Consider the following 26,354-nt stretch of genomic DNA (forward strand, 5'->3'; position numbering starts at 1 on the left):
ATCTGCACAAGGCTTCGACGTGGCTGTGATCGGTGGCGGCCTGCATGGGCTCACGGCGGCGCTGAGCCTGGCCCGTACCGGCAGGCGGGTCGTCATCCTCGAACGCAACTGGATCGGCCGCCACGCATCAAGCGCGACGGCTGCCGGCGTGCGCACGCTCGGGCGCGACCTTGCGGAGGTATCGATCTCGCTCGAATCCATGGAGATGTGGCACCGCATAGCGAGCATCGTCGGGGACGATTGCGGCTTCCATGCGCATGGCCAGTTCAAGGTCGCCGAGTTCGACAGGCATATGCCGGCGCTGCAGGAGCGCGAGGCGACGATGCGCAAGCTCGGCTATCGCCACGAGGAGATGATCGACGCCGCCGAGATGCGGCGGCTGATCCCTTCGCTGAGCCCTCATTGCGTCGGCGCGTTGATCGCCCGCAACGACGGCGCGGCGGATCCGCACCGCACGATCGCGGCTTTCCGCGGCGCTTGCGAGCGGGCCGGCGTCACCATCGTCGAAGGTTGTGGCGTCGAGGCCGTCGAGCGCCAGGGCGCCGACTGGCTGCTGCGCTGCGGCGCCCGCAGCTTCCGCGCTCCGGCCGTGGTCAATGCGGCCGGTGCCTGGGCGGCGCGGGTGGCGGCTCTGTTCGGTGAGGCCATCGAACTGGGCGTGCGCGCGTCGATGATGATGGCCACCGAGCGGCTCGCTCCCTTCCTGGCGCCCGTCGTCAGCGTCGTCGGGAGGGCGCTGTCCTTCAAGCAATCGGATCAGGGAACGCTGGTGATCGGAGGCGGGCTGCAGGGCGCCGCCGATATCGACCGCCAGCGGAGCACCGTGAACTTCGTCGAGCTGGCGAAGGGCGCCCGCGCCTCCAGCGACCTGTTCCCGATCGTCCAGGGCGTGCGCATCGCGCGCTGCTGGACGGGCATCGAGGCGCAGACGCGGGACCATCTTCCCGTGATCGGCGCCTCGCCGCAAACCCCCGGCCTGTTTCACAGCTTCGGCTATTCCGGCCACGGCTTCCAACTGGTGCCCGTGCTGGGCGAAATCATGCGCGACCTCGTGGTGGACCAGAAGACCGCGCGCTCGATCGCTGCCTTCGCGCCGGCACGTCTGATGCAAGGCAGACACGCGGCATGATGGCTTACACGATAAGACGGCTCGTCCTGGCGATGCCGACGTTGCTGGTGATGCTGACCGCGATCTTCGTGCTGGTCAGACTCGTTCCCGGCGATGCGGCTTCGGTGATCCTGGGCGACCAGGCGAGTACCGAGGCTCTGGCGGCGCTGCGGACGAAGCTCGGTCTCGACCAGCCCCTCTACGTCCAGTACCTCACCTTCCTCGGCGACGTCTTCACCGGCAATCTCGGCATGTCGATGAGCACCGGGCGCAGCGTCATCCACGAGATGCTGACGGTGCTGCCCTCGACGATCGAGCTCACGCTGGCGGCGATCGTCATCGGGCTGATCTTCGGCCTGCCCCTGGGCGTCGCGGCGGCACTGACCCGCAATGGCTGGATCGACTATGTCTCGCGCATCGTCTCGCTGATCGGCCTGTCCTTCCCGGCCTTCGTCTCGGGCATCCTGATGCTGATCGTCTTCTCGATCCAGCTCGGCTGGTTCCCCGTCCTGGGCGGGGCGGCGAGCGGCACCGACTTCGCCGACCGCATGCGCCAGCTCGCGCTGCCGGCGCTGAACCTCGGCATCATCATGATGGCCTATGTGATGCGCGTCACCCGCTCGGCGATGCTGGGCGTCCTCACCGAGGATTATATCCGCACCGCGCGCGCCAAGGGCCTCGGCTCGTCGCAGCTCGTCCTGCAGCATGCGCTGCGTAACAGCCTGATCCCGATCATCACCATCGTCGGCCTGTATTTCGGCACGCTGATCGGCAATTCGGTGCTCACCGAGATCATCTTCAACCGGCCGGGGCTGGGCAAGCTGATCGTCGGCGCACTCAATGCGCGCGACTACACCCTGCTGCAGGGGCTGATGATCATCTTCGCCTTCTGCGTGATCATCGTGAACACGCTCACCGACCTCGCCTATGGCCTCGTCGATCCCAGGGTAAAATACGAATGACCGACATCACCGCGACCGAACCGGTGCGGCCGGGCGGACTCTGGCTCTCCTTCACGCGCAACCGCCTGTCCTGGGTCGGCCTGCTGCTGCTGGCGGCGATCGTGTTCGTTGCGGTCGCCGCGCCCTGGCTGGCGCCCTATGACCCGCTCGAGCAGAACATCGTGGCGCGGCTCGAGCCGCCTTCCGCGGAATTCCTGCTGGGCACCGATTCCTATGGCCGCGATGTGCTCTCGCGCCTGATCTACGGTGCGCGCATCTCGCTCTTCGTCGGCTTCGTCGCGATCCTGATCGCGATGGTCATCGGCACGGCGATTGGTGTGATCTCCGGCTATATCGGCGGCGTCTTCGATCAGATCGTGATGGGCGTGCTCGACGTCATGCTCTCCTTCCCGACGCTGCTGCTCGGCCTGATGATCGCGGCCATGCTGGGGGCGAGCCTGGAAAACCTGATCATCGCCATTGCGATCACCGAAGTGGCGCCCTTCGCCCGCGTCGCCCGCGCGCCGACGATCACGCTCAAGCAGCGTGATTTCGTCGAGGCCAGCCGCGCCTATGGCTGCGGGCCGCTGCGCATCATGTTCCGCCACATCCTGCCGAACATGCTCTCCGACGTGGTGGTGATGAGCTCGCTCTGGATGGCCTCGGCGATCCGCACGGAAGCTTCGCTCTCCTTCATCGGCCTCGGTGTCCCGCCGCCGACCGCGACCTGGGGCGGCATGATCCGCGAGGGCTTCGAGAACATCCTCGATGCCTGGTGGCTCGCCGTCTTCCCCAGCTTTGCCATCCTCCTCACCGTGCTCGCCCTTAATCTCCTTGGCGATGCGCTGCGCGACGCCTCCGACCCGAGGTCGCGTTGAAGCGCTGGTCCGGCGGGATGACGTCGCTCGGCGGCTGATGAGGGGCCCGGCATCGGGACCCTTGGCGACTCCGCACTCCTCCTGGCCCAAGGGAAACGACGCGGAAGCCAAAGCTCACGACAGGACCTCAAAGCGGCCGATGTCCAGTTTTCGGCTTGTGCAGCTGAAACTGGTTCTATATTGGTCCGTACCAGAGGGTGCCACTCATGCAGGGCGCGGCATGCGGGCAGCATTCAGAACGGTGCAGGGCGAGGGGGGCGTTGCCATGTCGATAGACCGCTCTGCGCCGACTGTTCGCGAGGCTGGCCGGACCTGGCATGTGCACTCGCAAGCGAGCGAAAAGGGCAGCGCTCCCTATAACGAGGACATGTCCGGCACGGCCGGATCCTGCGCCTGGATCATCGACGGCTCGGCGTTCTTCTCCGGTGCGGCCCGGACCACCAACGAATCGGAAGGGGCCTGGCTCGTCCGGCTGATCGACGCGACGTTGCAGGCGAATCCGCCTGACCGGGAAGCGTTCGACAGCTGGGCCGAGACGCTGGAGCTGCAGCTGCAGCAGGCCTATGCCGCGCTCGGCCAGGGGCATCCGGAGCGCGAGGAAGGCGAGGGGCCCTCCGCCGTGTTCGGCGTGGTCCGGCTGCTCCGCGACGGAGAGGCCTATCGCATCGAGGCGGCCGTGATCGGCGATGTCTCGATCCTGATCCAGGACGGCGATCGGCTCGAACGCTGGACCGACCCGTCGGCCGGGCCGTTCGAGGCGCGGACCATCGCGGTCGCGACCGCGGACGGGCATCGCCCCGGCGAAGTGATTTCCCCGGCGGCGCTTGAGCAGATCCATCGCAACCGGCGCTCGCTCAATCGTGCCGGCGGCTACTGGGCGATCAACCCCGGCTTGAGCTGGCGAGCCGGTCTGCGCCTGTTCTCGGCAAGGATATCGTCGGCTGCTACCATCCTGCTCGCATCGGACGGTTTCATGCGGCTCGTCGACGTCATCGCCCATCATGACGATCGCGGGCTGATGGGCGAAACGAAGCGTGTCGGGGCGGCTGGCGTCATCGCCGAGCTGCGCCGGCTCGAAGGCGCGGACCCGCGGGCGGAGCGCTTCCGGCGCGTCAAGATTCACGACGATGCCACCGCGCTCGTCGTGACGCCGCAGCCGCATGGCAACGGTATCGGGAAGTCGTCAGAGAGCGACCAGAACAACCAGGGAGAGTGAAGATGTTGGCCGGAATCGAGACCAAATCCATCGTCAGGCGCACGCTTGGCAAGCTGGCGCTGACAATGTTCGCCGCCGCGACCGCCTTCGCCGCGCCGGCGCAGGCTGAAGACCTTACCCTGTGGAGCTGGCGCCAGGAGGACAAGGCGGCCTATGCCAAGTTCATCGCCGCCTTCCGCAAGCAGCACCCTGATATCAACGTGAAGTTCGAAGCCTTCGAGGCGGCGAACTACAACACGGTGCTGTCGACCGCTCTCGCCGGTGGTACCGGGCCGGACATCGTCCAGGTGCGCGCCTATGGCACGCTCGGCGTCGGCAAGCCGGACTATCTGGTGCCGCTCGACAAGACGATGATCCCGGAATTCGCCAACTTCCCGGACTCCGCCATCGCGGCCGAGACGATGCGGGCCGACGGCAAGCTCTATGCCGTGCCCTTCGCCTCGCAGACCATGCTGATCATCTACAACAAGGAGCTGTTCGAGAAGGCTGGCGTGACGCCGCCGAACACCTGGGACGAGCTCGTCAGCGTTTCCAAGACGCTGAAGGAGAAGGGCATCAACCCCTTCGGCAACGGCACGGCGACGGCCTGGCAGAACGAGACCATCGTCGGCGCGCTGCTCTCCTCGCAGATCGGTAAGCAGTTCGAGCAGGACGTGCTCGCCGGCAAGGCGGATTTCACCGATGCCCGCTTCGTCGGTGCGCTCACCAAGCTCAACGAGATCAAGGATTACTTCGCGCCGAACTTCTCGGGCGTCGACTATGCCGCCTCGCAGCAGCTCTTCGCCGCAGGCCGGGCCGCGATGTTCGCCGGCGGCTCCTTCGAGATCGCCAATTTCCTGCGCCAGAACCCCAAGCTGAAGCTCGGCCTCTTCGCCTCGCCCGTCGCCAAGGCCGGCGATCCCCGGCTGGTCGCCCTCTATTACGACGGCGGCTACGCGATCAACGCGGCCTCGAAGAACAAGGACGCGGCGCTGAAGTTCCTGCGCTTTCTCGGCACGCCCGAATTCGGCACGGCCTTCTCGAACGATCTGCAGAACATCTCGCCGATCAAGGGCGTCGCCTTCGAGAATCCGCTTCTCAAGGAGGTTGCGGCGCTGAACCAGAGCGCGATGTCCTACATCATGCTGGTCAACTTCCGCTATCAGGAGCCGACCGGCTCGGTGCTGCTGCAATCGGGCGTGCAGAAGATGCTCGCGGGCAAGGCGACGCCGGCCGAGGTCGGTGCCGAGATCACCAAGGGCATCGCGACCTACTACGCGCCCTTCAAGAAGTAAGCGCGACAGCGACGGCGCTCGCCCCGACGCTCACGGCCTCTGCGGCCGTGAGCGCTGGTCTCGTGCAGCCGCCGCTCGCCTCCCCGGCGCATCCCGAGGACCGGAGCCGATGCAGACGGACTACAAGAACCGAGAGAGGCGCAGGCGCGCGGCGTGGATCGCTTTCCTGATCGTGCCGCCGCTGGCGATGATGCTGACCTTCGTGGTCTGGCCTCTGCTCTCGGCGCTGAGCTCCGCCTTCTATCGCTGGGACGGCATGGCGCGGGGTGAGTTCATCGGCCTGAAGAACTTCGCCGACGTCCTCGTGGGCGATCATTTCGCAGCGCTGACCTGGCGCGCCTTCCGCCACAATCTCTTCGTCTTCTTCTCGCTGTTCGTGGTGCAGAACAGCGTCGGCTTCCTGCTCGCCTGGTTCATCTATCGCGAGCCCTTCGGCTTCCGCTTCCACCGCATCGCGATCTTCCTGCCGGTGATCCTGTCGACCGTGCTGGTGGGCTTCCTGTGGAAGCTGTTCCTCGATCCGAATTTCGGGCTCGTCAACCAACTGCTCGAGATGGTCGGGCTCGGCAACCTGCGCCAACCCTGGCTCGGACAGGAAACGACGGCGCTGCCGGCGCTGGTGCTCGCCAATGCCTGGCATTGGGTCGGCTTTCCTGCGCTGGTCTATCTCGCCGGCATGCAGCGTATTCCGCGCGAGATCCTCGAGGCCGCCAAGCTCGACGGCTGCAATGGCTGGCAGATGCTGACCCGCGTGGTCTGGCCGCTGGTGACGCCTTCGACCACGATCACGCTGACGCTTCTGTTCATCGGCGCCTTCAACTGGTTCGAGCTGCCCTACATCATGGCCGGGCTCGACGGCTCGCCCTATGGCTCGACCGACGTGCTCGGCCTGTATTTCTACCGCACCGCCTTCGGCAACCAGAGCGCGGGCATCCAGGATTTCGGACATGGCAACGCGCTGGCCGTGCTGATGTTCATGTTCGTCGCCGTGGTCGCGACCGTCATCACCCAGTATCTGCGCCGGCGGGAGATCGCGCTTTGACCTCTCACGCCGCCAGCAACGATCCGCTCTTTCCGCGCAGCAGCGCCGGCAGCTTGATCGCGGCCGCGCTGCTGATCGGCAACACCGTGCTGATGCTCTATCCGATCGTCATCATGGTCTTCTCGGCCTTCAAGACGACGGCGGAGATCTTCGACGCGCCGTTTTCCCTGCCGGACTTCACCTATGTCGAGAATTTCGCGAGAATCTGGGGCGAAACCAGCCTGCCCGGCTATTTCGTCAACTCGGTCGTTATCACCGGAACCTCGATCCTGCTGACGCTGGTCCTCGGCACGATGGGCGCCTATGGGCTGGCGCGCTACAGCTTCCCCGGCAATTCGGCGATCTTCATGTTCTTCCTCGCCGGGTTGATGCTGCCGCTCAAGCTCGCGGTCATCCCGCTCTTCCTGCAGATGCGCGATTTCGGGCTGCTCGATACCCGCTTCGGCCTGATCCTGATCTACACGGCGATGGGCCTGCCCTCGACGATCTTCATCATGACCGGCTTCCTGCGCACATTGCCGGTGGAGCTGGAGGAGGCCGCGCGCATCGACGGCGCCTCCGAGCCGCGCATCATGTTCTCGATCATGCTGCCGCTCTCGATACCGCCGATGGTGATCGCCGCGATCCAGAACGCGGTGCCGACCTGGAACGACTTCTTCTTCCCGCTGGTCTTCATCCAGACCGACGCCCGCAAGACCTTGCCGCAGGGCCTTTCGGTGTTCATGGGCGAATACACCACCGACTGGGGCATGCTCTTCGCCGGCCTCACCATCGCGGCCTTGCCGCTGACCATCGTCTACATCCTGATGTCGCGCCAGTTCATCCGCGGCATGACCGCCGGAGCGGTGAAGTGACAGCCGAAACACTGATCCCGCATCGCAGCCTCGCCGTCTCCTGCCAGGCGCGGGCTGACAATCCCCTGCACGGCCCCGCCTTCATGGCAGCGATGGCCCAGGCCGCCGAACAGGGCGGGGCGCTCGCCTTGCGGGCCAACGGCCCTGCCGACATTGCCGCGATCCGCGCTGTCAGCCGCCTGCCGATCATCGGCATCCTCAAGCGCTGGGACGACCGTTTCCCGGTCTATATCACGCCGGACTTCGCCAGTGCCGAGGCGATCGCCGCGGCCGGCGCCGACATCATCGCCCTCGACGCGACGGACAGGCCGCGCGACGGCGAGCCGCTGGACCGGCTGATCGCGCGCATCCGCGACGAGCTGGGCAAGCCGGTCTTCGCCGATTGCGCGACGCTGGAGGATGGTGTGCGAGCTGCCGCGCTGGGCGCGAGCTACATTGCGACGACGCTTTCCGGCTATACGCCCGAGACCGAAGCCCGGAAGGCTTTCGGTCCCGATATTGCGCTTATTCAGGCTCTCGCGAAGGCGGTTTCCGTGCCCATCGTCGCCGAAGGCCGCTTCGAGCAGCCGGAGCAGCTCGAGACCGCCTTCGCCGCCGGTGCGCATGCGGTCGTCGTCGGCACGGCGATCACCAATCCCCGCGAGATCACCCGCCGCTTCGCCCGCCATGCCGGCGTCTGACGACAGGCTCGGCCTAGGCATCGAGACGGGCGGCACCGGATCGCGCTGGTGCCTGTCCGCCTCCTCGGGCGTGATCATCGCGCGCGGCGAGATGGAGCCGATGACCGGCCATGTCTTCACGCAGGCCGAGCGCGACCGGGTCTCCGGCATCTTCACGCGGCTGGCCGGCGAGCTTGCCGGCATCGATAGGCCGGCGGCCATCGTCGCGGGCGTCACCGGCCTCGGGCCGGAGAGCGCGGTCAGGGCGGTCTTTTCTGCAATACTGGCCACCGCTTTTGGCTGCCCTGAGGATAAAATCCTCATCGTCGACGATATGTGGCTGGGCTATCGCGCCCGTTTCCAGCCCGGCGAAGGCATTGTCGTCTATTCCGGCACGGGCTCGATCGGCTACCATCTCGGCGCCGACGGCGAGATCATCCGCGCGGGCGGGCGTGGCGTGCTGATCGACGATGGCGGTTCCGCCGCGTGGATCGCGGCTGCGGCGTTGCGCCGGCTGCTACGCCGCGAGGACGAGGCTCCGGGTTCCGGATGGGAAAGCGCGCTCGGTCACGCGCTCGCGCAGGCGCTGGGCGGAGCCTCATGGGATGCCGTGCGCACTCATGTCTATGGCGGCGATCGCGGCAGCCTTGGCCTGCTGGCGCGGGCGGTCGCCGCGGCAGCGGAGGAGGGCGATGCGCTGGCTGCCGAGATCTTCACGCAGGCGGGGGAAGAGCTGGCACGGCTTGCCCTCGCATTGCGAGCGCGGGTCGGTGCCAAGCCGGTGGCTCTCTGCGGGCGTGCCGCGACATTGTCGCCCCTGATCGCGCAGCATTTCCGGGCGCTCGTGGCGCCGCCGGTCGCGCTGGACGAAACGCAGGTCGATGTGCCCGCTTGCGCCGCAAATCTCGCCTGCGAGCTTGCCCGCTCGGACGGGAACCGGCTCTAGGAGCAACATGGCGACCGTCTATCTCGTCACCCACCCGGAAGTTGTCGTCGATCCGCAGGTCCCGGTGCCGGATTGGGGGCTCTCCGCCATCGGTTGGGCGCGCATCGAGGCCTTCTGCCAACGGCCGGAACTGGCTGGCGTGACCGATGTCTTCACCAGCGACGAACGCAAGGCGATGGATTGCGCCGAGGCCTTGCAGCGCGCTCGCGGCCTGCCTTTCACGGCGCGTGAAGACCTGCGCGAGAACGACCGCTCGGCCACCGGCTATGTCGCGCCGCCGCGCTTCTGGGAGATCGTCGACCAGTTCTTCGGGCAGCCGGATACCAGCATTCTCGGCTGGGAGAAGGCGCGGGACGCGCAGGCGCGGATCAAGGCCGGCGTCGCGGCTTGCATTGCGGCTCGTCGCGGTGCGGGTGATCTCGTGATCTTCGCCCATGGCGGCGTCGGCACGCTGCTGCTCAGCGACCTCCGCGGCGAGCCGATCTCGCGTCGGCACGGCCAGCCCATCGCCGGCGGCGGCTGCTATTTCGCCTTCGATATGGAGAGCCGGGCGCTGCGCCACGGCTGGCGCGACATTGTCCCTGAGGCAAGCCGGTACGGCGCCGTAGGGCATACCGATTCCTGACGAGCCCACGGCCTTCGCGTCAGCCCCCCGTCTTTGCGAGCGTAGCGAAGCAATCCAGGGGGACGTAGCGCTCTGCCGCTCCTGGATTGCTTCGCTACGCTCGCAAAGACGATAAGCCAGCTCCGATCCCTGACGTTCAGCTCCGGGCCCGCACCAACGAGAGCGCGCCGGCGATCGCATCGCTCTTCACATGCGACAGCCGCCGCCGCACATCCGGCGCGAGCCAGGCTTCCATCGCCGAGGACAGGCCGCCGATCAGCGCCACGCGCGGCACGTTGCGCTCGAACAATGTGCGCACCATCGCGTCGATCATCGCGGCGGCGTTCTGCATGATCATGCGGGCATGGGAATCGCCGAGATCGGCATGGCGCAGCACCAGCGGCGCGAGCGTCGCGTAATCGGTGGCATGGGCCTTGTCCATCCACGCGACCACCTCGAACGGGTCGGCCTGGAAGCGCGCCAGCACGTCCTGCGTGAAGCGCGTCGCCGGCTCGCGCCCGTCATGGGCGCGCAGCGAGACGCGGACAGCAGCGAGGCCGAGATCGGCGCCGCTGCCCTCGTCGCCGATCGGGAAGCCATAGCCGCCGATCCGCAGTTCCTCGCCATTCACGCGCGCAAGCCCGATCGAGCCGGTGCCGATGATGACGATGCCGCCATCCTCGCCGTCATGCGCGCCGAGGCAGGCGGCGAGCCCGTCGCTCTCGAACACGGTCTGTGCGAAGGGCGAATTCCAGGCGGCAAGATCCTCGCGGATGCCCTTGCGCCCGATCCCGGCAAGGCAGATGCCGGCGCGGACCCGCGGGAAATCGGCCTCGGTGAGCCCGGCTTCCGCGATTGCGCCGCGTGCCGCCTGCATCACCGAAGCAAGGGAAGCTTCGAGCCCGAGCCGGAGCGAGGCCGGCCCGGCGATGCCGGAGCCAAGCACCTCGCCGGCTGCGGTTTCGAGGCGGCAGCGGCAACCGGTGCCGCCGCCATCGACACCGAGATAGAGATCGGCTGGTGTGCTCATGCCGGGATCCGCTCGATATCGGCGCCGCAGCGCTTGAGCTTGCGGTCGAGCGCCTCATAGCCGCGGTCGAGATGATAGATGCGGCTGACCACGGTCTCGCCCTCGGCGACGAGGCCGGCCAGCACGAGGCTGACCGAGGCGCGCAGATCGGTCGCCATCACCGGCGCCGCCTTCAGGCTGGCGACGCCGCGCACGGTCGCGCTGGTGCCCTTCAGCGTGATGTCTGCGCCGAGCCGGACCAGCTCCGGCACATGCATGAAGCGGTTCTCGAACACCGTCTCGCGGATCAGCGAGGTGCCGTCCGCCACGCTCATCAGCGCCATGAACTGCGCCTGCAGATCGGTCGAGAACCCGGGATAGGCTTGGGTCATGATGTCGATGCCAGTGAGCCGGCCGGGCCGCGTCACCATCAGCCCGCGATCGCTCGGCCAGAGCCGGACGCCGGCCGCCTCCAGCGCCTCGCCGACGGCCGCGAGATGCTCGAGCCGCGCGCCGACCAGTTCGAGCTCGCCGCCGGTGATCGCGGCGGCGACCGCATAGGTGCCTGCCTCGATGCGGTCGGCGACGATCTCATGCGTCGCGGGCGACAGGTTCTGCGCACCTTGAACCAGCAGACGGTGGCTGCCGATGCCCTCGATCCTGACGCCCATCGCCGAAAGGCAGCGCGCGAGGTCGAGCACCTCCGGCTCCTTCGCGGCATTGACGATCTCGGTCTCGCCCTTGGCGCGGCTCGCTGCCAGCAACGCCGTCTCGGTCGCGCCGACCGAGGAGAAGGGGAAGACGATGCGCGCGCCGCTGAGCCCCCGCGGCGCCTTGGCCTCGATATAGCCGCCGGCCACGTCGATCTCGGCGCCGAGCGCTTCGAGTGCCTTGATATGCAGATCGACCGGCCGAGCGCCGATGGCGCAGCCTCCCGGCAGCGAAACCCGCGCCTCGCCGAACCGCGCCACCAGCGGCCCGAGCACCAGGATGGTCGCGCGCATCTTGCGGACGGTGTCATAGCTCGCCTCGCGCGGCCCGGCCTGGGCGGCATCGAGCATCAACGCATCGGTGCCGCGCTCCGTAAAGGCGACGCCATAGCCTTCGAGCAGGGTCTGCATCGTCTTGACGTCGACGACATCCGGCAGATTGCGCAGGGTCAGCGGCTTGTCCGAGAGCAGCGAGGCGGCGAAGGCCGGCAGCGCCGCGTTCTTCGCGCCGCGGATTTCGACCGTACCGGACAGCCTCTGGCCGCCGCGGATCAGGAGTTTGTCCATCAGCGGGTTTCCTTTGACCGACGCGAGCCCTCATCCTGAGGAGCGATCGCAGATCGCGTCTCGAAGGATGTTCCAGCGCGTACTGGAGCATCCTTCGAGACGGCCCTGCGGGCCTCCTCAGGATGAGGGCTGGTGTGCTGTTGGCGTGTCATCGGCTTTTCATAGCGCAGGAAGCGATGTTGCGCTCCGGCGAACTCGCGCTGGTAGTCGCGCGTGACCTGCCAGCCGGCCCGCTCATAGAAGCGCCGCGCGCCGTCGTTGTCCGCGAAGACTTCGAGCGAATGGGCGCCATGGGCCTCTGCATGGGCAAGCAGGGCGGCGCCATGGCCTTGGCCGGTCTCGGCGGCAAAGAGCATGGCGATATGCCCGTCCTTGACCAGCAGCACGCCGCGTACGCCGTCCGCATCGAGGACGGTCAACTCGGTCAGCTCGCGGAGGAAACGGGCCGCGAAATGCGCCTGGTCGAAGCCGAGCGCGGCATCGCCGATGATCGGGCGGAAATGCGTGGCATAGGCCTGTGCCATCAGCGACGCGGCAGGCGCGATATCGGCCGCGACCGCCCTGCGGATGATCACGATTGGCCCCTGAGCCGCGGATCGAGCTCGTCGCGCAGGGCGTCGCCGAGCAGGTTGAAGCCGAGCGAGAGCAAGAGGATGCCGAGTCCGGCGAAGATCGCGTTCCAGGGCGAGAGCAACACGAAATTGCGGCCCTCTGCCAGCATCAGGCCGAGCGAGGGCGTCGGCGGCTGGGTGCCGAGCCCGAGGAAGGAGAGCGAGGCCTCGACGAGGATCGCGGCGGAGAGCAGGAGCGAGCTCTGCACCAGGATGACCGAGGCGAGATTGGGCAGGATATGGCGGAGCATGATCCTGAGATCGGTCGCGCCGATCGAGCGGATGCCGGCGATGAAATCGCTCTCGACCAGCACCATGGCCGGCCCCCGGATCAGGCGCGCGAAGATCGGCACATAGACCACGGCGATCGCGATCGCGGCGCTTTCCGTGCGCGGGCCGAGCATGGCGATGATGCCGATCGCCAGCAGCATGACCGGGAAGGCGAAGAGGATGTCCATCGCCCGCATGATGATGCGGTCCCACCAGCCGCGATAGAAGGCGGCGAGGAGGCCGAGGCTGCCGCCGATGACGAGCGCGAGCCCGACCGCGATGCCGCAGGCGATCAGCGCCGTGCGGTAGCCGTAGAGGATGCGCGAGAGGATATCGCGGCCGAGATGGTCGGTGCCGAGCCAGTGCGCGAGGCTCGGCCCCTTCATCCGGGCGACGATGTCCTGCGCCAGCGGGTCATAGGGCGCGACCAAAGGCGCGGCGAGCGCGAGCCCGATCTGCAGGACGACGAAGATGCCGGCGACGACGGCGATGCGGCGGCTCTGGCTCATGACGCGGTCCTGAGCCTGGGGTCGATCAGCGCATAGGCGAAATCGACGAGCGCGTTGACCAGCACGAAGCCGACGGTGACGACGAGGATCGTGGCCTGGACCAGCGGATAGTTGCGCTCGGCAATGGCGCCGAGGATCAAGCGGCCAAGACCGGGGATCGAGAAGACCTGCTCGACCACGATCGCGCCGCCGAGCAGATAGCCGGTCATGATGCCGACGCTGGTGACGAAGGGGATCAGCGCGTTGCGCAGGGCATGCCGATAGAGCACGGCCCGTTCGCCCAGCCCCTTGGCGCGGGCGGTGCGGATATAGTCCTGGCCGAGCGCATCGAGCATCGCCGTGCGCACCAGCCGCGAGAGGTTCGCCAGGATCGGCAGGGCCAGTGCGATTGCTGGCAGCAGGAGCCGCTGGAGATTGCCGAGCGGGTCCTCGCCGAAGGGCACATAGCCGAGCGAGGCGAAGCTCGGCGCCAGCGTCGCCGTGGCGATCAGCATGACGATGCCGAGCCAGAAGGAGGGGATGGTGAGCCCGGCGATGGCGCCGACTCGTAGCACGAGATCGGCCCGCCCGCCGCGCCAATGCGCCATCAGGCAGCCGACAGGGATCGCAAGCCCCGCGCCGAGCGCGAGCGAGAACAGGGTAAGTTGGAGCGTCGGCCAGATCTGCGCGGCGATCTCCTGCATCACCGGGCGTCCGGTCCAAATCGAGGTGCCGAAATCGCCGCGCAGAGCATGGCTGAGCCAGACCCAGTATTGCTCCAGCAAGGGCCGGTCGAGACCGAGCGCGCCGCGCATCGCGGCGATGCGCTCCGGCGTCACTTCGGTATTGGCGCCGAGCATGATCGCCACCGCGTCGCCCGGGATCAGCCGGATCATCAGGAAGACGATCACGGAGATCCCGAACAGCACGATCACGAGGTCGAGGCTGCGCTGCAGCAGATGACGGAGCATGCCTCGACGTTGCTCCCCTTAGCGCAGGCTGGCGCGGCCGAGCGAGACCAGCGAGCGGTTGGCGTAGATGTCGTAGCCCTGCAGGTTGCTGCGCACTGCGCTGAACAGCGTCGGATAGGCGATATGCGCCGCCGGCCCGGTGCAACCCAGGATCTTCTGCGCGTCGCGATAGGCGGCCTGGCGCGCCGGCTTGTCCAGCGTCGCGCGGCCCGTGTCGAGCAGCGCGTCGAGCTCGGGGTTGCTGTACTTGAAGACGTTGGTCGAGCCGCCCGTGCGGAAGGCGCGGTAGAAATAATCGTCCGGCTCGATGCTGCCGGCATTGGTCGAGGCGAAGAGGTCGAAATTCGAGTTGCGCCAGTCCTGCACGAACTGGCCGAGTTCGGGGTTCTTCAGCTCGACCTTGAAGCCGACCTTGCCGAGCTGCTGCTGCACCACCTGCGCGATATCGCGGATGTCCTGCCGCGGCAGTACGGTCATGCTGACCGCGATCGGTGTCGCGACGCCGGCTTCCTTGAGCAGCGCCTGCGCCTTGGCCGGATCATAGGCGTAGCAGGGCAGGTCCTTCACATCGACGGCCCAGTCCCTCAGCACGGCCGGAAGGGGAGCCGCCGGCGCGCCGCTGCCGAACAAGGCCGCGTCGATGATCTCCTTGCGGTTCAGCGCATAGTTCAAGGCTTCGCGCACCTTCGCGTTGTCGAAGGGGGGCTTGGACGTGTTCATGCCGATCAGCGTGTAGGCGAGCTCCGTCGTCTCGCGCACCGCGATATTCGGCTTGCCCTTGAGCTGGAGCGCGGTCGCAGCATCGACATGCGGCAGCAGCGCGAACTGACCGTTGCCGATGCCGACCTGGCGCGTTGCGGCCTCCGGCACGAAATTGAACTTCACGCCGGCGAGCTTGACCTCGGCGGCATTCCAGTAGCCGGCATGCCTGGCGAGGCGGATGAAGCCATTGGGCTGCCACTCCTCGAACTTGAACGGGCCGGTGCCGACAGGCGCGCGCTGCAGCGCGTCCTTGTTGGTCTCCAGCCCGCGCGGCACGATGGCGATGCCGGTGAGCGAGGCGAGCATCGGCGCGGAGGGCTCCTTGAGCTTCAGCTCCAACGTGGTCGCATCGACGGCGGTCGCGCTCTCCATCGCGGAGAGACGGCTGGCGAGCGGCGAGCCGACATCCTTCGACAGCACGCGGCGCAGCGACGAGGCGGCATCCTCCGCCTCCATCGGCTTGCCGTCATGGAAGGTGACGCCGGAGCGCAGCTTGAACGTCACCGTCTTGCCGTCGGCCGAGGCGGTCCAGGACTGGGCGAGCCCCGGGATGATGTTGAGGTCCTTGTCGAGGGCGGTGAGCCCTTCGTAGATCGGGCCGAGCACCAGCTGCGACGAGGCGAAGGCCGTGACGATATGCGGGTCGAGCCCGGCCGGCGAAGCCTCGACGGCGACCTCCAGAACCTGTGCCGAGGCGGTGCCCGCGAGCAGCGCCAAGGCCGTTGCCGCGACGCTGCAACGCAAGGCGCGGCGCAGGCCGAGGCCCTGCTTCACGACATGATGCATGACCACCCCTCCTGATGATGTGACGGCGCCTTGTTCGGCGCTCGCGCAGCTTCTTATCGCATATGGACCACTTATGGACCAATCTGGACAAGGCTTAGCCGATCGCCTAGAGCCGGTGCAAGCCTCGCGGCATCGACTCGCGTGGTTGCTGGGGAGCGGAGCGGCGATGCGTGACCTCGACAAGTCGGTGCTGACGGCGATCGGCGTGATCAGCGGGACCTCGATGGACGCGATCGACGTCTCGATCGTCGAGAGCGACGGGCACGAGCGGCTCAGTTTCGGCGCCGGCGCCGGCTATGCTTATCCGCCCGAGACGCGCCGAGCCTTGCAGGCGCTGGTCGCCGAAGCCGAGCGCGCGGTCACCGAGCCGCTGGAGGAGCTCGAAGCCGCCGTGACCGTGGCCCATCTCGATGCGGTCAGGCGCTTCATGAACGACCAGGGGATCAAGCCCGAGAGCGTCGATCTCGTCGGCCTGCACGGCCAGACCGTCTATCACCGCCCGGAAATCCGCTTCACCCGCCAGTTGATCGACGGCCCCGCCGTGGCGCGGGCGCTCGGCATCCCGACCGTGGACCGTTTCCGCCATGCCGATGTCGAGGCCGGCGGGGAGGGGGCGCCCTTCGCGCCGCTCTATCATCGCGCGCTCGCCCTGGGGCTGGAGCAGCCGGTGATGGTTCTGAACCTCGGCGGCGTCGGCAATGTCACCTATATCGACGGCAACGAGGTGATCGCCTTCGACACAGGCCCGGCCAGCGCGATCCTCGACGATTTCGTCCTGCGCCGCCTCGGCAAGACCTATGATGCCGACGGCACGCTGGCGGCGAGCGGCAAGGTCCGCGAGGACCTCGTCGCCGACTTCATGGTCAACCCCTATTTCGACCGGTCGGCGCCCAAGTCGCTGGACCGCAACGACTTCCACCGCCGTGCCCATGTGGTGGAGGCGCTTTCCGATGCCGATGGCGCGGCGACGCTCGCGGCCTTCACGGTGGAGAGCGTGGTCGGTGCGCTCCGGCATGTGCCGAAGGCGCCGCGGCGCTGGCTCGTCACCGGCGGCGGCCGCCTGAACGGGCATTTCATGCGCCGCCTGCGCGAGCGTCTCGGCGTGCCGGTCGAGCCGGTCGAGGCGGCCGGCTGGGCCGGCGACGTCATCGAGGCGCAGACCTTCGGCTATCTCGCCATCCGCTCGGTGAAGGGCCTGCCGCTCAGCCTGCCCGGTACGACCGGCGTGCCGCAGCCCCTGACGGGTGGGCGGCTGAACCTGCCCGGTTAGCTCTGAAGCGTCATTGCGAGCGCAGCGAGGCAATCCAGAGGGACTGGGTCCAACGTCTGACCCAGATGATGACGCCGCGGTCTGGCAGCGGCCCGCAGGACGAGGAAGAGCAGCCCGCCCATCGCGGCTGTCACCGCAAAACGCAGGAAGGTGAGATGCAGGACGCCGTAGCGCGGCGAAACTGCCTTCACCACGCCGTCCATCGCCGTCAACAGGGCGATTCCGGCAAGGCGAGCAGGAAGGGCGGGACGGCGGCGGTCAGGCGGCGGGGCGGGAAATCTGCGGTTCTGGCTGCGACATGGCTTCCCTGTCCGCTTCCGGCTTGCTACTGGGCTAAAGTGGACTTAATTTGGTCTGGTCATAAGAGGCTATCCATGGCGACGGAAGATGTCAGCGCACGCTTTCAGGATCTCGATGCCTGGGGCGATCTCGATATCCTGAAAGCGCTCTACGAGGGCCAGCTCGCGGCGGTCGCGGCGATCGCGACCTCGCTGCCGGCAATCGCGGAGGCCGTCGCCGCCGCCGTGCCGCGGCTCGAGGCGGGCGGGCGCCTGATCTATGCCGGCGCCGGCACCTCCGGGCGCATCGGCGTGCAGGACGGCGCCGAACTGACCCCGACCTTCGACTGGCCGGAGGAGCGCCTCGGCTTCGCCATCGCCGGTGGTGACGAAGCGATCCTGCACGCGGTCGAGAATGCCGAGGATTCGGTCGATGATGGCACCGAAGCGATGCGCCGTGCCGGAATCGGCCAAAACGACGTCGTCATCGGCCTCGCCGCCAGCGGCCGCACGCCCTATACGCTCGCGGCGATCGGCGAGGCCAAGTCGCGCGGCGCGCTGACGGTCGGCGTCGCCAACAATCGCGGCGCAGCCCTGCTGCGCACCGCCGATCTCGGCATCCTCATTGAGACCGGCGAGGAGGTCGTCGCCGGTTCGACCCGGATGAAGGCCGGCACCGCGCAGAAGATCGTGCTCAACCTGTTCTCGACCCTGCTGATGATCCGGTTGGGCCGCGTCTATCGCGGGCTGATGGTCCATATGCGGGTCACCAACGCCAAGCTCCGGAACCGTGCGGCCGAGATGGTCGACACGATCACCGGTTGCGGCATGGAGGCGGCCGTCCGGCATCTCGATCGCGCCGGCGGCGACGTCAAGCGCGCTTCGCTGCTGGCCAGCGGCGCCGATCCCGCCCTCGCGGAGACCTTGCTCAGTCGCCATCGCGGCAATCTGCGGCTCGCCCTGGTCGAGCTTGGCTCCGGATCGGCGGCCGGCGTTCCCGTCTCCTCCAGGGCGGCACCGTGAGCGCGGGCTCACCCGGGCGTGGCGCGCGGAATCAGCGCGAAGCCACGTTGGGTGCTGCGCTCGCGGCGATGCCCGCAAAACAGCAGGCGATCCTGCAGGCGCTCGCCGGCGACGACCCGACGCCGCGCTATCTGCGGCTCGCCGGTGCGCTCGCGCGGCTGATCGAGAGCGAGGTCTTCCAACCGGGCGATGCCGTGCCCTCGGAGCGCGATCTGGCGCAGCTCACCGGCTATGCCCGCGTCACCGTTCGCAACGCCATCGACGAGCTGATCCGCAGCGGCACCCTGTCGCGCAGGCACGGCTCGGGAACTTTCGTCGCCTCGCGCATCGAGCAGCCGCTTTCCGTGCTGGCGAGCTTCTCGACCGATATCGAGAATCGCGGCGGCCGGCCCGGCTCGGTCTGGCTGTGCAAGGAACTCGCCCGGCCGAAGCCGCAGGAAACGATGGCGCTCGGGCTCGGCCCAGGCGACGGCGTCGTGCGCCTGACCCGCGTCCGAACGGCCGATGGCGAGCCGCTGGCGATCGAATGTGCCGTCGTGCCTGCGAGCATCCTGCCTTCGCCGGACCTGATCGAGACTTCGCTCTACGCCGCCCTTGCGCAGCGCGGCGCGGCGCCGGCCCATGGCGTGCAACGCATCCATGCCGGCCTCGCCACCGCCGAGGAGGCGCGGCATCTCGGCGTGCCGGCCGGCAGCGCGCTGCTGCGGATCGAGCGGCGGGCCTTCCTCGGCAACGGCAAGCCGGTCGAGTTCACGGTCTCAGCCTATCGCGGGGACCGCTACGATTTCGTCGCGACCCTGAAGGGCGAAGCCATGGGGCCGCAATCATGAGCCAATCCGAACGGCCGACCTCGCGCATGTCGCGCGAGGTCGCGGAAATCCCGCAAGCCGCCGCGCGTCTGCTGGACGAGCAGCGGGAGACGATCGCGCAGGTCGCGGCGGCGCTCGACATGCGCCGCGTCAGCCACGCCGTGGTCAGCGGCCGCGGCAGCTCCGGCCATGCCGGCACGCATCTGCGCTATCTCATCGAAACCCGCCTCGGGCTGAGCGCCGCTCCCGCGGCTCCTTCGGTGGTGACGCGCTACGGCGCAAGCCCGCGTCTCGGGGAAGCGCTCTATATCCTGATCTCGCAATCGGGCCGCAGCCCGGATCTGGTCGCCGCGGCCGAGCAGGCGACGGCCGCCGGCGCGCAGACCATCGCCATCGTCAACGACGCGAACTCGCCTGCCGCCCGGGCCTGCCGCCATGTCATCCCGATCGCCGCCGGCCCCGAACTCGCGGTTGCCGCGACCAAGACGGTGGTGAACACCATGCTGGCCGGTCTGCTGCTGGTCGCTGCCCTTGCCGAGGACGAAGCGCTCGCCGCTGCCGCTGGGGTCGCCCCCGAGCGGCTGGCGCAGGCGCTCGCCCTCGACTGGTCGGCCTGGGCGCGTCGCCTGTCCGGCGCCCCTGCGGGTTTCGTGATCGGTCGCGGGCTCAGCCTTGGCCCGGCTCGCGAAGCGGCGCTCAAGGCTGCCGAGGTGCTCGGCGTGCCGGTGCTCGCCTATAGCGCCGCCGAGGTTCTGCATGGTCCGAAGGCGGCGATCCGCGGCGAGCATCCGGTGCTCGGCCTCAATGCCGGCGGCGAGGTGTCCGACAGCATCGAGGATGCGCTGGCGACGCTGGGCCGCGCGGGCAGCCCGGTCTTCTCGGGCTCAGGGCCTCGGCCGAGCCTGCCCGGGCTCGGCCCCGGGGAACCGGCGCTCGACGCCATCGCCTTGCTGGTGCCGGTCTATCGTGCGCTCGAGGCCGAAGCCGTCCGGCTCGGTCGCGACGTCGACAGCCCGCCCGGCCTGCTCAAGGTCACGGAGACGTTGTGATGGCAGCCGCCCGGCAAGCCTGGCGTGCGAAGCGCTTGTTCGACGGCACGCGCATCCTGAACGATCGGGTCGTCGTCGCCGAGGACGGCATCGTCAGTGCCATCCTGGCCATCGACGCCGCGCCGGAATGTCCGACCGAAGACCTGCCGGACGATGCCGTGCTGGCGCCGGGTTTCATCGACATCCAGGTCAATGGCGGCGGCGGCGTCATGCTGAACGACAGCCTGACAGCCGAGGGCGTCGCCACGATCTCGGCCGCCCATGCCCGCTTCGGCACGCGCTTCCTGCTGCCGACGCTGATCAGCGCCAGCCGCGCCGACATCGCCCGGGCGATCGCCGCGACGCGAGAGGCGATCGCGCAGGGTGTGCCGGGTGTGCTCGGCGTGCATCTCGAAGGTCCCTTCATCAATCCCGAGCGCAACGGCGCGCACCCGCTCGCCAATCTGCTGCGGCCGGAGCCGTCGGATGCCGACCTGCTCGCATCGCTGGGGCCGACCGGGACGACGCTGGTGACGCTCGCGCCCGAATGCGTGCCGGAGGGCTTCATCCGCGCCCTGGTCGATCGCGGCGTCAGGGTTTGTGCCGGCCACAGCAATGCCACCGCCGCGGTGATGGCGCGCGCCCATGCCGAAGGGCTCTCCGGCGTCACCCATCTGTTCAACGCCATGTCGCAGCTCGGTTCGCGCGAGCCGGGCGTGGTTGGCGCAGCGATGTCGGATCTGGGTCTCGCCGCCGGCATCATCGCCGATGGCCATCATGTCGCCTGGCCCTCCTTCCAGGCAGCCTTTCGCGCGATCGGGCCGGGGCGGATGATGCTGGTCACCGACGCCATGGCGACGATCGGTGCGTCGCGCGACGCCTTCGAGCTGTTCGGTGAGACGATCCATGTCAGCGAAGGGCGGCTGGTGAATGCCGAGGGCCGGCTGGCCGGCGCGCATCTCGACATGAACACCGCGATCCTCAACGCGCATCGCCATGGCGGCGCTACCCTGGCCGAGGCGCTGGCGATGGCGAGCACCACGCCGGCAGCCTATCTCGGCCTCTCCGGCAGCCATGGCCGGATCGCGCCGGGGCGAAAGGCCGTCTTCTCCATCTTGCGGACCGCGGCGTGATCTCCACGACCGCTGGCTAGCTGTATCTCGTTTCGTTGCGTTATTTGCGGTGAGCTGATGCGTCAAAAAAAGGCAAACTACGGTCGCCTCACGACGCCCCTAACGCCAAACCATCGCGCATCGCGGCCACCTAGCGTCTCGCGATGCCATTTTTGGCACGCTGCAACTGAGGCGCGGGATCATCTCACTGATTGTCGATGTGGCCGGTACCTGTCGATGGGGCGGGACAGGCGCACGTTCTTCGATTCCGGAATTCGGAGCGCCGCGGCCTTGCCGGCGGGGCGAGACGTTGCGGCGCCCCGGCCGGTCGGGCCGGGGCGCTCATTGTCAGTAGACCCAGCGGCAGATCCGCTCCGGACGCCCGAAGCGGTTGCGGCGCACGGTGCAGACCTGGCGGCGCGGGCGGGGCCGGCGATAGCGGCCGTAGTACTGCGTGAACTCCGCATCCGTCTGGTCGAGAGCCGCGGCGGCCTCGGCCGGAAGCTCCGTCGCGGATGCGGACTCGCTCGCGATCACGGTTCCGACCGCGGTGGCCGCAGCGCCGCCGAACAGTGCGGTCAAGAATGAGCGTCGGTTCATGTCCATCTCCTTCGTTGGAGAGGGGAACAGAGCCGTCGATGGTTAACGGGCGGTAAATTTCCACGCGGCGCATGGCGCCATGCAGGAACGGTCTATCCCGGCCACGTCATCGGCAGGATGATGGCGGTAAACAGCGCAGCGACGATTGCGGTGCGCGCCCACATGGCGAGCACGCGACTGCTGTAAGGCATGGTCGTCTCCCCTTTGGTTGGGCTCACACGACCACGAGAGGGGCGCTTCATCAAGGCGGTGGGGCATTGTCGTATCGCTACCTGGGCGGCAGGTGCCGCGCCCCTGCGCCGCAGCGGAGCGGCGGAGGCGGTTCAGAGCTTCCTTCTGCTCTCGCGCCAGTCAGCAGGCCGTCGAGACACCTTCGCCGATGGTGCCCGTCAAGCTCAGGCATCTGCCCGGAGCCATTGCCGCAGGGCCGCGTTGACCGGATCGGGGTTCTCGATCGGTGTCATGTGGCCGCTGTCCGGCACGGCGACGAGTCTGGCGTGGGGCGCGAGTCGCGCCATCGCCCGATGCTCCGCAAGCGGGGTCAACTGGTCGTCCTCGCCGCAGAGGATGAGGAGGGGGCAGGTCAGTCCGGAAAGCACGGCGGCGCCATCCTTCCGCAGGATGCCGTTCTGGCGCAGGAACACTTCGGCGCCGAGCCGCTGCGTCATGCTCCTGATCCGATTGACGATGGTTTCGTCCTGCAGGTGGCTCTTGCCGAGAAAGCTCCTGAGCAGGCGGTCGCCGAAGCCGTGGAAGGTCCCCGGCGCACGGGCGGCCTTGTCGCGCGCTTCTCGCGCCGCTGCCCTGTCGGGGCCGTCCGGCTCGATCGAGGTATCGAGCAGCGCCAGCCGATCGAGGCGCTGGCCCGCGATGCGCGCGATCTCGATGGCGACATAGCCTCCCAGGGAGAAGCCCGCCAGCGCGAAGCGCGGCGGAGCCTGGGCCAGCACGCTCAATGCAAGTGCCTCGAGGCTCTCGCCCTGCGTGATGTCGGCAACCCGGCAGTCGGCGATGTCGGCCAGGGCCGCCAGCTGGTCGCGCCACAGCTCGGCGTCGTTCAGGAGTCCTGGAATCAGGATGAGCGGCGGCAGAGCCATGCGAAACCCTCCTCAGTCGGTGACACGATCCGGCATGGATCGCGGGAGGGCGTGGATGCCGGTACCGGGTCGCCGGGCATCGCGCTCATCCCCAATGCGCCTGCGCGGACACGCAGATCGCGCCGTCTTGCCTGGCTGTCCAGAGCGCGAGGCCGCCTTCCGCCTCGTTCGCATGGAGGGCGAAGCCATCGTGATCGAAGAGCGGGGAGAGGCCGCGGAAGCTGAAGCGCTTCGGCGGCGCACCCCTGATCTCGGCGGCATAGTTGCAGAGCCAGGCGGCCTGCAGCGGGCCATGGACGACGAGGCCGGGATAGCCCTCGACCTCGCTCGCATAGGGGCGGTCATAGTGGACCCGGTGACCGTTGAAGGTGAGCGCCGAATAGCGGAACAGCATCGGCGCGCCGGCTTCCTTCGCGCGCCGATGCGTGCCCGCCTCGCGCGCCGGCGTCGTCGGGGCGGCGCTGCCCGGCATCGTCGCGTCGCGGTAGACGATATCCTGCCGCTCTTCCAGGACGAGCGCTCCGTTCGCCTCCAGCCGGTGGCTCACCGTGACAAAGCAGAGCGTGCCGCTGCGCCCCTGCTTGAGCACGACGTCCTCGATCCGGGAGATGCGCCTCGTGGCGTCGCCGACCCTGAGATCGGCGTGGAACGTCAGGGCGCCGCCGGCCCACATCCGCCGTGGCAGCGGCACGGGCGGCAGGAAACCGCCGCGGCTCGGATGGCCGTCGGATCCGAGCGCCGCCGTGGGAGCGGCAGGTTGGGCCAGGCAGAAATGGATCAGCTGCGGGGCGATCTCGCCCCGTCCCGGGGGCTCGCCGGGGAAATCCATCGTCGCATGGTATTTGCGCGCGAGATCCTCGCCGACGATGTCGAGGCCGATATCCTCGCGGCCGATCCAGCCGCGCAGATGGTCGATGCAGAGGGCAGGGCTCGCTTCGTTCATGAGTGGTCTTCACTGATCCAGGCAATGGTGTTCTTCGGGGCGAGGCGCGCTCCGGCAGGGCAGGGCGGCACTCATCCCGTGCCGCCCGAACTCGCTCTCGTCAGGGCTTCGGTGCGTCGAACCCGCCTGGGAGCCCCGGTCCGCCGAGGCCTGGGATCTGGATGGACTCGAACTGCTTGTCGATGGCCTTCTGGTCGAGCTGCACGGCGGAGGCCTTGTAGTGCATCACCATCTGCGGGAAGAACACGACCAGCGCCACCATGATGCACTGGATCACCACGAAGGGCACCGCGCCCCAGTAGATCTGGCCGGTGGTGACCGGCGCCATCATCTTGCCGGTGACGCGGTCCTTGTAGGGGTTCTTCGGCGCGACCGAGCGCAGGAAGAACAGCGCGAAGCCGAAGGGCGGGTGCATGAACGAGGTCTGCATGTTCACGCCCAGGATGACGCCGAACCAGATCAGGTCGATGCCGAGCTTCTCCGCCGCCGGCCCCAGCAGCGGCACGACGATGAAGGCGAGCTCGAAGAAGTCGAGGAAGAAGGCGAGCAGGAAGACCATCACGTTGACGACGATCAGGAAGCCCGTCGCCCCGCCCGGCAGCCCGACCAGCAGATGCTCGACCCAGAGATGGCCGTTGACCCCGTAGAAGGTCAGCGAGAACACGCGCGCCCCGACCAGGATGAACAGCACGAAGGCCGAGAGCTTGGCGGTCGATTCCGTCGCCTGCCGCAGCAGGTCGAAGGTCATGCGCTTCTTGCCATAGGCGAGCAGGATCGCGCCGGAGGCCCCCATCGCGCCACCCTCCGTCGGCGTCGCGACGCCGATGAAGATCGTGCCCAACACCAGGAAGATCAGCGCCAGCGGCGGCACCATCACGAACACCACCTGCTCGGCCATGCGCGAGAGCAGGCCGAGCCCGAGCAGCTTGTTGGCGAGCGCGATGACGAAGGAGATCGCCACCATCAGCGACATGGTCAGCACGACGAAGTCGGCGCCGGCCTTCACCGAGGTGAAGAGCTTCATGTAGCCATAGGCGAGGCCGAGCGAGATCAGCGCGACGACGAGCAGCGAGAGCCGCCGGGTCTTGCCGTCGGCATCGCGCAGGGTCTGCGCCTCCGGCGGCAGGCCGGGGGCGCGGCCGGGCGCGACGATCGTGATCAGGAAGACGTAGCCGGCATACATCGAGGCCAGCACCAGGCCCGGGATGAAGGCGCCTTCATACATGTCGCCGACCGAGCGGCCGAGCTGGTCGGCCAGCACGATCAGCACCAGCGAGGGCGGGATGATCTGGGCCAGCGTGCCCGAGGCCGCGATGACGCCCGAGGCGAGGCGCCGGTCATAGCCGTAGCGCAGCATGATCGGCAGCGAGATCAGGCCCATCGAGATCACCGAGGCCGCGACCACGCCGGTGGTGGCGGCGAGCAGCGCGCCGACGAAGATCACCGCATAGGCGAGGCCGCCGCGGATCGGCCCGAAGAGCTGGCCGATGGTGTCGAGCAGGTCCTCGGCCATGCCGGAGCGCTCGAGGATCAGCCCCATGAAGGTGAAGAACGGCACCGCCAGCAGCACGTCGTTGTTCATCGTGCCGTAGATGCGCTCCGGCAGCGCCTGCAGGAAGTTCTCCTGGAACAGGCCGAGCTCGATGCCGATCAGCGCGAAGAGCAGGCCGTTGGCGGCGAGCGCGAAGGCGACCGGATAGCCGAGCAGCAGGAAGACGACGAGGGCGGCGAACATCACCGGCGCCATGTTGACGCGCAGGAAGTCGCCGAGCCCGCCGCCGGCGGCGAAGGCGTCGCCGGTATGCAGGCCGAAGAAGGCGAGGAGGGTGAGCGCGAGCAACAGGCCGGCGACGCGCGGCAGGCGGTGAGCGGTCATGCGAGGGTTCCGGGCTTCCTGCGGGCCGCTCACGAGGCGAGGCCCTGTTCCTTGGCTTGGTCGAGCAGGCGCTGGGCTTCCGCCTCGGCCGCCGCGGCATGGCCGAGGACCTGCTCGTCGTCGTCGAGATCGCCGCGCATGATCGCGACCTGCTTGATGATCTCGGAGACGCCCTGGAAGCTCAGCATCACGAAGCCGACCACGACCAGGCCCTTGGCCGGCCACTGGGCCAGGCCGCCGGCCGAGAGCGACTGCTCGTCGATCGCATAGGAGCGCAGGAAGAACGGCACCGAATGGTAGACGATCAGCAGCGCGAACGGCATCAGGAAGAAGATGTGCCCGAGCAGCTCGATCCATTGCCGCACCCGCCGCGGCAGCATGCTGTTCACGATGTCGATGCGGATATGCTCCTTCACCTGCAGCGTCCAGGACGCGCACATCAGGAACACCGCCCCGAACAGCATCCACTGCAGCTCGAGCAGCGAGTTCGACGACCAGTTGAAGATCTTGCGGATGACCGCGTTGCCGGCCGCGATGATCACCGCCACGAAGATCAGCCAGGCGACCTTCCTGCCGATCTGGCCATTCACCGCGTCAATGACACGGCTGACTGCGAGGAGGC

At 68.1% G+C, this 26,354-nt stretch carries 26 protein-coding genes; 15 read left to right on the forward strand and 11 right to left on the reverse strand.

All coding sequences use genetic code 11. The features are described 5' to 3' along the window. Positions 1–19 precede the first annotated feature (19 nt). The 10 genes from B5Y19_RS20670 (at position 20) to B5Y19_RS20715 (ending at position 9,543) form a co-directional block, all read left to right on the forward strand. Positions 20–1,129 (forward strand): NAD(P)/FAD-dependent oxidoreductase, encoded by a 1,110-nt coding sequence (locus tag B5Y19_RS20670; protein ID WP_244555666.1) that lies wholly within the window; start codon positions 20–22, stop codon positions 1,127–1,129. Then, complete coding sequence (locus B5Y19_RS20675; RefSeq protein ID WP_055727855.1) at positions 1,126–2,070, forward strand: ABC transporter permease; 945 nt, start codon at positions 1,126–1,128, stop codon at positions 2,068–2,070. Before B5Y19_RS20670 ends, B5Y19_RS20675 begins: the two co-directional genes overlap by 4 nt. Continuing rightward, a complete protein-coding gene (locus tag B5Y19_RS20680; protein ID WP_055727854.1) occupies positions 2,067–2,927 on the forward strand; it encodes an ABC transporter permease in 861 nt (286 codons plus the stop codon). Before B5Y19_RS20675 ends, B5Y19_RS20680 begins: the two co-directional genes overlap by 4 nt. 319 nt (positions 2,928–3,246) lie before the next feature. Continuing rightward, on the forward strand, positions 3,247–4,143 hold the full coding sequence (locus B5Y19_RS20685; protein ID WP_139384496.1) for a hypothetical protein: 897 nt from the start codon (positions 3,247–3,249) through the stop codon (positions 4,141–4,143). 2 nt (positions 4,144–4,145) lie between these two features. Further along, complete coding sequence (locus tag B5Y19_RS20690; RefSeq protein ID WP_055727852.1) at positions 4,146–5,417, forward strand: extracellular solute-binding protein; 1,272 nt, start codon at positions 4,146–4,148, stop codon at positions 5,415–5,417. Between the two features lie 109 nt (positions 5,418–5,526). Continuing rightward, the gene (locus B5Y19_RS20695; protein WP_079592019.1) at positions 5,527–6,459 is read left to right on the forward strand and encodes a carbohydrate ABC transporter permease; all 933 of its coding nucleotides are present in this window, start codon (positions 5,527–5,529) and stop codon (positions 6,457–6,459) included. Further along, a complete protein-coding gene (locus B5Y19_RS20700; protein WP_055727850.1) occupies positions 6,456–7,313 on the forward strand; it encodes a carbohydrate ABC transporter permease in 858 nt (285 codons plus the stop codon). The genes B5Y19_RS20695 and B5Y19_RS20700 overlap by 4 nt, the downstream gene beginning before the upstream one ends. After that, positions 7,310–7,993 carry an N-acetylmannosamine-6-phosphate 2-epimerase gene (locus B5Y19_RS20705; RefSeq protein ID WP_244555667.1) on the forward strand — a complete coding sequence of 228 codons (684 nt, stop codon included), beginning with the start codon at positions 7,310–7,312 and terminating at the stop codon, positions 7,991–7,993. Before B5Y19_RS20700 ends, B5Y19_RS20705 begins: the two co-directional genes overlap by 4 nt. After that, the gene (locus tag B5Y19_RS20710) at positions 7,980–8,918 is read left to right on the forward strand and encodes a BadF/BadG/BcrA/BcrD ATPase family protein (protein ID WP_055727849.1); all 939 of its coding nucleotides are present in this window, start codon (positions 7,980–7,982) and stop codon (positions 8,916–8,918) included. The genes B5Y19_RS20705 and B5Y19_RS20710 overlap by 14 nt, the downstream gene beginning before the upstream one ends. Positions 8,919–8,925: 7 nt before the next feature. Then, on the forward strand, positions 8,926–9,543 hold the full coding sequence (locus B5Y19_RS20715) for a histidine phosphatase family protein (protein WP_055727848.1): 618 nt from the start codon (positions 8,926–8,928) through the stop codon (positions 9,541–9,543). Positions 9,544–9,679: 136 nt separating this feature from the next. Here the strand turns inward: B5Y19_RS20715 and B5Y19_RS20720 are convergent, their stop codons facing one another. From B5Y19_RS20720 to B5Y19_RS20745, 6 genes are read right to left on the reverse strand one after another with little or no spacing between them, the layout of a single operon-like run. Next, positions 9,680–10,552: a glucosamine kinase nucleotide-binding domain-containing protein gene (locus B5Y19_RS20720; RefSeq protein WP_055727847.1), complete on the reverse strand. Its 873-nt coding sequence runs from the start codon at positions 10,550–10,552 to the stop codon at positions 9,680–9,682. Then, positions 10,549–11,808, reverse strand: coding sequence for a UDP-N-acetylglucosamine 1-carboxyvinyltransferase (gene murA, locus B5Y19_RS20725; protein ID WP_055727846.1), 1,260 nt, complete (start codon positions 11,806–11,808; stop codon positions 10,549–10,551). The genes B5Y19_RS20720 and murA overlap by 4 nt, the downstream gene beginning before the upstream one ends. After that, on the reverse strand, positions 11,808–12,383 hold the full coding sequence (locus tag B5Y19_RS20730) for a GNAT family N-acetyltransferase (RefSeq protein ID WP_055727845.1): 576 nt from the start codon (positions 12,381–12,383) through the stop codon (positions 11,808–11,810). Before B5Y19_RS20730 ends, murA begins: the two co-directional genes overlap by 1 nt. Further along, positions 12,380–13,198, reverse strand: a complete 819-nt coding sequence (locus B5Y19_RS20735; protein WP_055727844.1) for an ABC transporter permease — start codon at positions 13,196–13,198, stop codon at positions 12,380–12,382. Before B5Y19_RS20735 ends, B5Y19_RS20730 begins: the two co-directional genes overlap by 4 nt. Beyond that, a complete protein-coding gene (locus B5Y19_RS20740) occupies positions 13,195–14,148 on the reverse strand; it encodes an ABC transporter permease (protein WP_055727843.1) in 954 nt (317 codons plus the stop codon). The genes B5Y19_RS20735 and B5Y19_RS20740 overlap by 4 nt, the downstream gene beginning before the upstream one ends. Positions 14,149–14,166: 18 nt before the next feature. Next, positions 14,167–15,696, reverse strand: a complete 1,530-nt coding sequence (locus tag B5Y19_RS20745; protein ID WP_055727842.1) for an ABC transporter substrate-binding protein — start codon at positions 15,694–15,696, stop codon at positions 14,167–14,169. Positions 15,697–15,862: 166 nt separating this feature from the next. On the opposite strand from B5Y19_RS20745, the gene B5Y19_RS20750 reads away from it, so the two are divergent. The 5 genes from B5Y19_RS20750 to nagA all read left to right on the forward strand — a co-directional run bounded on the left by B5Y19_RS20750 (position 15,863) and on the right by nagA (position 21,237). Beyond that, complete coding sequence (locus tag B5Y19_RS20750) at positions 15,863–16,966, forward strand: anhydro-N-acetylmuramic acid kinase (RefSeq protein ID WP_079592021.1); 1,104 nt, start codon at positions 15,863–15,865, stop codon at positions 16,964–16,966. A 374-nt stretch (positions 16,967–17,340) separates the two neighbouring features. After that, complete coding sequence (locus B5Y19_RS20760; protein WP_055727839.1) at positions 17,341–18,267, forward strand: N-acetylmuramic acid 6-phosphate etherase; 927 nt, start codon at positions 17,341–17,343, stop codon at positions 18,265–18,267. Positions 18,268–18,314: 47 nt separating this feature from the next. Beyond that, the gene (locus tag B5Y19_RS20765) at positions 18,315–19,097 is read left to right on the forward strand and encodes a GntR family transcriptional regulator (protein WP_244555668.1); all 783 of its coding nucleotides are present in this window, start codon (positions 18,315–18,317) and stop codon (positions 19,095–19,097) included. Then, positions 19,094–20,125, forward strand: a complete 1,032-nt coding sequence (locus tag B5Y19_RS20770; RefSeq protein WP_055727838.1) for an SIS domain-containing protein — start codon at positions 19,094–19,096, stop codon at positions 20,123–20,125. The genes B5Y19_RS20765 and B5Y19_RS20770 overlap by 4 nt, the downstream gene beginning before the upstream one ends. Beyond that, entirely contained in the window at positions 20,125–21,237 is a 1,113-nt protein-coding gene (nagA, locus tag B5Y19_RS20775; RefSeq protein WP_079592022.1) for an N-acetylglucosamine-6-phosphate deacetylase, read from the forward strand. Before B5Y19_RS20770 ends, nagA begins: the two co-directional genes overlap by 1 nt. A gap of 327 nt (positions 21,238–21,564) precedes the next feature. Here nagA and B5Y19_RS20780 read toward each other — a convergent pair whose 3' ends face one another. From B5Y19_RS20780 to B5Y19_RS20800, 5 genes are all read right to left on the reverse strand, one after another. Further along, positions 21,565–21,816 (reverse strand): hypothetical protein, encoded by a 252-nt coding sequence (locus B5Y19_RS20780; RefSeq protein ID WP_055727837.1) that lies wholly within the window; start codon positions 21,814–21,816, stop codon positions 21,565–21,567. 395 nt (positions 21,817–22,211) lie between these two features. After that, complete coding sequence (locus tag B5Y19_RS20785; protein ID WP_079592024.1) at positions 22,212–22,913, reverse strand: alpha/beta fold hydrolase; 702 nt, start codon at positions 22,911–22,913, stop codon at positions 22,212–22,214. Between the two features lie 85 nt (positions 22,914–22,998). Continuing rightward, the gene (locus tag B5Y19_RS20790) at positions 22,999–23,856 is read right to left on the reverse strand and encodes an HTD2 family dehydratase (RefSeq protein ID WP_055727835.1); all 858 of its coding nucleotides are present in this window, start codon (positions 23,854–23,856) and stop codon (positions 22,999–23,001) included. Between the two features lie 100 nt (positions 23,857–23,956). Further along, a complete protein-coding gene (locus B5Y19_RS20795) occupies positions 23,957–25,603 on the reverse strand; it encodes a TRAP transporter large permease (RefSeq protein WP_079592031.1) in 1,647 nt (548 codons plus the stop codon). Between the two features lie 158 nt (positions 25,604–25,761). Continuing rightward, positions 25,762–26,354, reverse strand: a 593-nt coding sequence (locus B5Y19_RS20800; RefSeq protein ID WP_079592032.1) for a TRAP transporter small permease subunit, incomplete at its 5' end; no start/stop codon positions are given.

It is taken from the genome of Allobosea thiooxidans (genome assembly GCF_900168195.1).
Taxonomy (GTDB): domain Bacteria; phylum Pseudomonadota; class Alphaproteobacteria; order Rhizobiales; family Beijerinckiaceae; genus Allobosea; species Allobosea thiooxidans.

What these genes read in the sequence shown, in the direction of transcription:
- nagA (WP_079592022.1), top strand. Translation starts at nt 20,125, where the DNA reads ATGGCAGCCGCCCGGCAAGCCTGGCGTGCGAAGCGCTTGTTCGACGGC.
- B5Y19_RS20745 (WP_055727842.1), bottom strand. Translation starts at nt 15,696, where the DNA reads ATGCATCATGTCGTGAAGCAGGGCCTCGGCCTGCGCCGCGCCTTGCGT.
- B5Y19_RS20720 (WP_055727847.1), bottom strand. Translation starts at nt 10,552, where the DNA reads ATGAGCACACCAGCCGATCTCTATCTCGGTGTCGATGGCGGCGGCACC.
- B5Y19_RS20710 (WP_055727849.1), top strand. Translation starts at nt 7,980, where the DNA reads ATGCCGGCGTCTGACGACAGGCTCGGCCTAGGCATCGAGACGGGCGGC.
- B5Y19_RS20735 (WP_055727844.1), bottom strand. Translation starts at nt 13,198, where the DNA reads ATGAGCCAGAGCCGCCGCATCGCCGTCGTCGCCGGCATCTTCGTCGTC.
- B5Y19_RS20675 (WP_055727855.1), top strand. Translation starts at nt 1,126, where the DNA reads ATGATGGCTTACACGATAAGACGGCTCGTCCTGGCGATGCCGACGTTG.
- B5Y19_RS20790 (WP_055727835.1), bottom strand. Translation starts at nt 23,856, where the DNA reads ATGAACGAAGCGAGCCCTGCCCTCTGCATCGACCATCTGCGCGGCTGG.
- B5Y19_RS20690 (WP_055727852.1), top strand. Translation starts at nt 4,146, where the DNA reads ATGTTGGCCGGAATCGAGACCAAATCCATCGTCAGGCGCACGCTTGGC.
- B5Y19_RS20785 (WP_079592024.1), bottom strand. Translation starts at nt 22,913, where the DNA reads ATGGCTCTGCCGCCGCTCATCCTGATTCCAGGACTCCTGAACGACGCC.
- B5Y19_RS20795 (WP_079592031.1), bottom strand. Translation starts at nt 25,603, where the DNA reads ATGGCGCCGGTGATGTTCGCCGCCCTCGTCGTCTTCCTGCTGCTCGGC.
- B5Y19_RS20760 (WP_055727839.1), top strand. Translation starts at nt 17,341, where the DNA reads ATGGCGACGGAAGATGTCAGCGCACGCTTTCAGGATCTCGATGCCTGG.
- B5Y19_RS20750 (WP_079592021.1), top strand. Translation starts at nt 15,863, where the DNA reads ATGCGTGACCTCGACAAGTCGGTGCTGACGGCGATCGGCGTGATCAGC.
- B5Y19_RS20740 (WP_055727843.1), bottom strand. Translation starts at nt 14,148, where the DNA reads ATGCTCCGTCATCTGCTGCAGCGCAGCCTCGACCTCGTGATCGTGCTG.
- B5Y19_RS20715 (WP_055727848.1), top strand. Translation starts at nt 8,926, where the DNA reads ATGGCGACCGTCTATCTCGTCACCCACCCGGAAGTTGTCGTCGATCCG.
- B5Y19_RS20680 (WP_055727854.1), top strand. Translation starts at nt 2,067, where the DNA reads ATGACCGACATCACCGCGACCGAACCGGTGCGGCCGGGCGGACTCTGG.
- B5Y19_RS20780 (WP_055727837.1), bottom strand. Translation starts at nt 21,816, where the DNA reads ATGAACCGACGCTCATTCTTGACCGCACTGTTCGGCGGCGCTGCGGCC.
- B5Y19_RS20770 (WP_055727838.1), top strand. Translation starts at nt 19,094, where the DNA reads ATGAGCCAATCCGAACGGCCGACCTCGCGCATGTCGCGCGAGGTCGCG.
- B5Y19_RS20695 (WP_079592019.1), top strand. Translation starts at nt 5,527, where the DNA reads ATGCAGACGGACTACAAGAACCGAGAGAGGCGCAGGCGCGCGGCGTGG.
- murA (WP_055727846.1), bottom strand. Translation starts at nt 11,808, where the DNA reads ATGGACAAACTCCTGATCCGCGGCGGCCAGAGGCTGTCCGGTACGGTC.